This window comes from uncultured Sphingomonas sp. (genome assembly GCF_964021865.1).
Lineage (GTDB): Bacteria > Pseudomonadota > Alphaproteobacteria > Sphingomonadales > Sphingomonadaceae > Sphingomonas.
In genome coordinates this window covers 1-5,863 of record NZ_CAXIAM010000092.1, presented here as the reverse complement: position 1 = coordinate 5,863, position 5,863 = coordinate 1, and the positions used below count along the sequence as shown (strand labels likewise).

The window sequence follows — 5,863 nt, the reverse complement described above, 5'->3', positions numbered from 1 at the left end:
GCAACCTGCTGACGATCTTTGCGGCACTGGCCGATCGCACGCCCGACGCGGTGCTGTCGGATTATGCGGGCAAGGGCTTCGGGCAGTTCAAGCCCGACCTCGCCGATCTGGCGGTCGCCAAGCTCGGACCAATCCGCGACGAGATGCTGCGGCTGCTGAACGATCGTGGTGCGATCAACGCGATCCTGCGCGATGGTGCCGAGCGTGCCGCAGCCTCGGCGGCGCCGACCTTGCACCGCGCGCAGGAAGCGATGGGGCTGCTGGTCTGACCAAGTTGGCGCGTGACGCCATGTCACGCGCCAATTTTCGGCGAATGTCGCCGCCAGTCGCGAGCTTATGACCGCGGATTCGTCGGAAACCGGCGTTTTTCGCACTTGGCATCGGTCTTGCTGATCGTCTCGCAACAATGGAGCGAGACATGACCGATCACACCACCACCCCCGTTGCTGCGCCCCGCGACAATCTGTTCGGCGTGTGCGCCGCACTCGGCGAAGACTTCGGCTTCAATCCGCTGTGGCTGCGGCTCGGCTTCGCGGTCGCGCTGCTGTTTTCGCTTGAGAAAGTGCTGCTCGCCTATGTCGCGCTGGGCGTGCTGGTCCTGGTCAGTCGTTTGCTCTTCCCCAATCGCGTCCGCACGACGGCGACCGCGGTGCCGGCCACTGTGGCGAATGAGGCGGATGAGGCGGAGTATCGGCAGGCAGCCTGATCGCCCCGCCTGCCGCGACGTCGCTGGAGAGATAATGACGTACGCTGGATCGTTCTTGCGTCATTGCAAGCGTAGCGAAGCGAGCCAGAGCCGTAGCAGGACGACCTGAATTGCTTTCGAACGCTCGCAGATAAAGCCCGGACTGACGAGCGGCGTTACGCTTCCAACTGCGCCAGCAGCATATGAACCGCCTGATCGACCTCGCGATCGCTGTCACGCAGCTCTTCGATCCGGCGCACCGCATGGATCACCGTCGAGTGATCGCGACCGCCGAACTTGCGGCCGATCTCCGGCAACGAGCGGGTGGTGAGGCGCTTGGCGAGATACATGGCAATCTGACGTGGGCGTGCGATCGCGCGGGCGCGGCGTGCCGACAGCAGATCGAGCGGCTTCAGCTCGAAATGCTCGCAAACCAGCTTCTGGATCTGATCGATCGTCACGCGGCGCTGATGCCCGCGCAGCATGTCGCCGAGCGTCTGCGTCGCGAAGTCGAGGTCGATCGTCTGCCCCGTCAGCATCGCATAGGCGGTGACCCGGGTGAGCGCGCCTTCCAGTTCGCGGATGCTGGAGGTCATGCGCTCGGCTAGCAGGTCGAGGACCGCGGCTGGCACGCGGACGTCGGGCATTTCGGCGACCCGACGCGCCAGCACGGTGCGGCGCAGCTCCGGCGACGATGGGCGAATGTCGACGACCAGTCCCGACCCCAGCCGGTTGAGGATGCGGGCCTCGATCCCGTCCAGGGCTTGCGGCGCGCGGTCGGCGGCGATCACCAGCCGCTTGCCCGCCGCCATGATCTCGTTGACCGTGTGGAAGAACTCGTCCTGCGTCACGTCCTTGCCGGCGATGAACTGCAGGTCGTCGATCAGCAGCAGGTCGCAGCCGCGCAGCTTCGCCTTGAACGCGAACGTATCGCGTGCGCGCATCGCGGCCACGAACTCGAACATGAAGCGCTCGGCCGACATCAGCATCACGCGCGCCTGCGGGTGATCCGCAAGGAAGCGATGCGCGATGGCGTTCATCAGGTGGGTCTTGCCCTGCCCGGTGCCGCCGTGAAGAAACAACGGGCTGAACCGGACCGGTCCGGGCGCGGCAAGCGCCTGCGCGGCGTTGAGCGCGACCATGTTCGAGGCATCGACGACGAAGCGATCGAAGGTCAGGCGCGTGTCGAACGACGGCCGCTCGACCGCGGCACCGCTCACCGGCGCGGCGATGGGCGGAGCGGTAGCCGGCACAGCCGTCGAGGTCGCGACCGGGGCCGCAAGCACGAGGGGCGCCGCAGCGCGCGCGACCGTGTCGATCGCGACGCTGCGCACGCCCGGCAGCACCGCGCGAAATTCGTGGAGCAGGCGATCGGCGTAGTGGCTCTTCACCCAATTGGTCGCAAACGCCGACGGCAGCGTCAGGCGGACGTCGGTCGCATCATCACCCTCGGCCAATGCGATCGGCGCGAGCCACTGGTCGAACACGCGCGCGCCTGCGGAACGGCGCAGGTTGGCGCGGACCCGGGCCCATGCCCGTGCCAGTTCGCTCATCCCGTCATCCATCCCGTCCAAATCCGTCACGCACGTCTCTCCCATCGCCGCGACCCAATCGGTCGCGGTGGCATCATTCGCAAAGTCAAACGTCCCCCTGCCCGCGGCCCCTAGCGCGTTGGCATCCGAACATTGTTCTTGTGCCACGCTGCACGGATGGCGGCGCGGTTCGACAGGATTAGGAACAGGCGGGTGAGTCGATCAACCCCGCCGACGGGTACGATTCCGAAATAAAGCGGATTGACTCGCCATCAGCGGCACAAATGCGTCATATTTCTAATAAGCATCTGTATTTGCTTTGCTTTTTTCCTAGTCACCAAACCGCAACATCGGCGAATCGCGAGGATTCCAAGCGTTTTTGCGAAGTGCCTCTTTGTTCCGCAGCCGGATGTTCGCACATGCGAAAACGCCCGCCGGGATGGTCCCGACGGGCGTTCCGATACGCGATAAAACGCAGGCGTTATGCCAGCGCGGCAACCCGCTTGGTCAAGCGCGAGAACTTGCGCGAGGCGGTGTTGCGGTGAAGCACGCCCTTGGCCACGCCACGCTGCATCTCCGGCTGTGCCGCTGCCAGCGCGGTCGTCGCCGCGGTCTTGTCACCCGCTGCCAGCGCGGCCTCGACCTTCTTCACGAAGGTACGGATGCGGCCGACCCGGGCACCGTTGATTTCGGCCCGGCGCTGGTTGCGGCGGATGCGCTTCTTGGCTTGCGGCGTGTTCGCCATGAACGTCCTCTGATAAGTTTCGAATCGATGGAAAAAGGCGCTGGGTAAGCCCTGCACCCTCGTAAGGCGCGGCCCATAGCCCGCGCTCGCGTCAGCGTCAACTCCGCTGGCAGTTCGGACACCAGAAGGTCGATCGTCCGCCCTCGGCGTAACGCTCCACCGTGCCGCCGCACGCGCATGGCTCACCGGCGCGGCCATAGACCGCGAACTGCTTGGAGAAATAGCCCAGCTCGCCATCGGGGCGCGCATAATCGCGCAGCGTCGAGCCGCCCGCCTCGATCGCCGCCTCCAGCACCAACTGCACCGCGGGCACCAGCCGCGCGAGCGCGGGCAAGTCGAGTGCGCCGGCGGGCGTGTGCGGATCGATCCGCGCGTCGTACAGCGCCTCGCAGACATAGATATTGCCGAGCCCGGCGACGATCCGCTGGTCGAGCAAAGCGAGCTTGATCGACAGCCGGCGCCCCGCCAGCGCATGACGCAGGTGCTCGGGCGTGAAAGCCTCGCCCAGCGGCTCCGGGCCGAGCAGGCGGAAAGCGGGGAAGTCTGCGACCTCGGCGGTCGGCAGCAAATCGATCGAGCCGAAGCGTCGCGGATCGTTGAGCGCCAGCACGCGCCCCATCGCCGTCGCGAGCACGAGATGGTCGTGCGTCAGCAACTCGGTCGGATCGACGCGCCACCGCCCCGACATGCCGAGATGGAAGATCAGCGAGTCGTCACGGTCGGTGTCGATCACACCATATTTGGCGCGGCGCCGCAGCCCTGTTACCCGCGCGCCGGTCAGGCGCTGGCGCAGGTCGGCGGGAAAGGCGCGGCGCAGGTCGTCACGGCGCGGCTCGACGCGGGTCAGCACCTGTCCCTCCAGCACCGGGCGCAGGCCCCGCACGGTGGTTTCAACCTCTGGCAATTCCGGCATCTCTGCCCCCTAGCCGCTCGGTCGCATGGCGGCTAGAGCGGCGCGCATGAGCGAAACCGTCTCCTTCGGCTACGAAGACGTCACCCCGACCGAAAAGACCGCCCGCGTGCGCGGGGTCTTCTCCAATGTCGCCAGCCGCTACGACCTGATGAACGATGCCATGTCCGGGGGCATGCACCGACTTTGGAAGGACCGCTTCGTGCGCCGCGTGAAGCCGCGCGCGGGTGAACAGATCCTCGACATGGCCGGCGGCACCGGGGACATCGCCTTCCGCCTCGCCGACAGCGGTGCGTCGGTGACGGTCGCGGACATCAACCCGGAGATGCTGGAGGTCGGGATCGGCCGCGCGCAACAGCGCGGGATCGACGGGCTGGTCTGGACCGAGGCCAATGCCGAGACGCTGACCTTCCCCGACCGCTTCTTCGACGCCTATACGATCGCCTTCGGCATCCGGAACGTCACCGACATTCCGAAGGCGCTGCGCGAGGCGCATCGCGTGCTGCGGCGTGGCGGGCGGTTCTTCTGCCTCGAATTTTCGACCAACGTCTGGCCCGGGTTTGCCGAGGTTTATGACGCTTATTCGCATCACCTGGTGCCCAGGCTGGGGCAGCTGCTGGCCAACGACGCCGACAGCTACCGCTATCTGATCGAGTCGATCCGCCGCTTCCCGGACATGCCGACGTTCGAGCGGATGGTCGGCGAGGCCGGGTTCGTCCAGACGAAGGTCGAGCCGATCATGGGTGGACTGGTCGCGATCCACAGCGGCTGGAAGATTTGACCTCCTCGCTCGTCCATACCTGGCGGCTTCTGAAATGGGGCCGGACGCTGGCGCGCCACGGCGCGCTGCGCGGTCTGGAACGCGACCTCAATACGCCGCCGCGGCTGCGCCGGTTGCTGCGCGTCGCGCGGCTGGGCGCGCGGGTGCCAGAGGTGCCGCGCTACGCCGATGCGTTCGAGGCGCTCGGGCCCGCGGCGATCAAATTGGGTCAGACGCTCGCCACCCGCCCCGATCTGGTCGGCGAGGCGGCGGCGGCCGACCTGTTGCGGTTGCAAGATGCGGTGCCGCCCGTCCCTTATGCGACGATCGCACAGACGATGCGCGGCAGCTTCGGGCGACCGCTGGAGTCGCTGTTCGCCGAGATCGAGGAAGTGCCGGTCGGCGCCGCGTCGATCGCGCAGGTGCACCGCGCGATCACCACCGACGGGCGGCGCGTCGCGGTCAAGGTGCTGCGCCCCGGCGTCGAAGAGGATTTCGCGCGCGCGATCGAAACCTATGAATGGGCCGCGGCGCAGATCGAGCCGATGGGGGGTGAGATCGCCCGCCTCCAGCCGCGGCTGGTCATCGAGACGTTCAAACGCTGGACCGCGCGCGAGCTGAACTTCACGCGCGAGGCGGCATCGGCGTCCGAGCTGGCCGAAACGATGACCTCGGAGCCGAACTTCTTCGTCCCCGCGGTCGACTGGGCGCGCACCACCGGCAAGGTGCTGACGATCGAGTGGATCGACGGCATCAAATTGTCGGATCGCAAGGCGTTGCTGGCGGCGGGCTACGACCTGCCCGAGCTGGCGCGCGTGCTGGTCCATGCCTTTCTGCGGCAGGCGATCGCGGACGGCTTTTTCCACGCCGACATGCACCAGGGCAATCTGTTCGCACTGCCCGGCAATTGCGTCGCCGCGATCGACTTCGGGATCATGGGACGGATCGACCGCCGCGCGCGCGTCTGGCTTGCCGAGATCCTCTACGGCCTGATCACCGGCAATTATCGCCGGGTCGCGGAAATCCACTTCGAGGCGCAATATGTTCCCTCGCACCACAACGTCGAGGAATTCGCGACCGCGCTGCGGGCGGTCGGCGAACCGATGCGCGGACTACCGGTCAAGGACATGTCGATCGGGATGATGCTCGACGGGCTCTTCGGGATCACGCGCGACTTCGACATGGTGACGCAGCCGCACCTGCTGCTGCTGCAAAAGACGATGGTGATGGT

6 protein-coding genes and 1 pseudogene are annotated in these 5,863 nt (G+C 66.6%); 4 read left to right on the top strand and 3 right to left on the bottom strand.

Annotated elements, in window-relative coordinates; translation table 11 throughout:
- Both AADI75_RS15810 and AADI75_RS15805 read left to right on the top strand, forming a co-directional pair.
- Positions 1–269, top strand: a pseudogene (locus tag AADI75_RS15810) (tryptophan--tRNA ligase); the annotation flags it as partial.
- A gap of 149 nt (positions 270–418) precedes the next feature.
- Positions 419–706 (top strand): PspC domain-containing protein, encoded by a 288-nt coding sequence (locus AADI75_RS15805; protein WP_341209944.1) that lies wholly within the window; start codon positions 419–421, stop codon positions 704–706.
- A 155-nt stretch (positions 707–861) separates the two neighbouring features.
- On the opposite strand, the gene dnaA is transcribed toward AADI75_RS15805, so the two are convergent.
- The 3 genes from dnaA to mutM form a co-directional block, all read right to left on the bottom strand.
- Positions 862–2,250: a chromosomal replication initiator protein DnaA gene (dnaA, locus tag AADI75_RS15800; protein ID WP_341209945.1), complete on the bottom strand. Its 1,389-nt coding sequence runs from the start codon at positions 2,248–2,250 to the stop codon at positions 862–864.
- 448 nt (positions 2,251–2,698) lie between these two features.
- A complete protein-coding gene (rpsT, locus tag AADI75_RS15795) occupies positions 2,699–2,962 on the bottom strand; it encodes a 30S ribosomal protein S20 (RefSeq protein WP_028965918.1) in 264 nt (87 codons plus the stop codon).
- A gap of 97 nt (positions 2,963–3,059) precedes the next feature.
- On the bottom strand, positions 3,060–3,875 hold the full coding sequence (gene mutM, locus AADI75_RS15790; protein ID WP_341209943.1) for a bifunctional DNA-formamidopyrimidine glycosylase/DNA-(apurinic or apyrimidinic site) lyase: 816 nt from the start codon (positions 3,873–3,875) through the stop codon (positions 3,060–3,062).
- Positions 3,876–3,921: 46 nt separating this feature from the next.
- On the opposite strand from mutM, the gene AADI75_RS15785 reads away from it, so the two are divergent.
- Together AADI75_RS15785 and AADI75_RS15780 are read left to right on the top strand one after the other, a co-directional pair.
- Positions 3,922–4,653: a class I SAM-dependent methyltransferase gene (locus AADI75_RS15785; protein ID WP_341209942.1), complete on the top strand. Its 732-nt coding sequence runs from the start codon at positions 3,922–3,924 to the stop codon at positions 4,651–4,653.
- The coding region (locus tag AADI75_RS15780) for an AarF/UbiB family protein (protein ID WP_341209941.1) at positions 4,650–5,863 on the top strand (1,214 nt) is incomplete at its 3' end. The genes AADI75_RS15785 and AADI75_RS15780, both read left to right, overlap by 4 nt.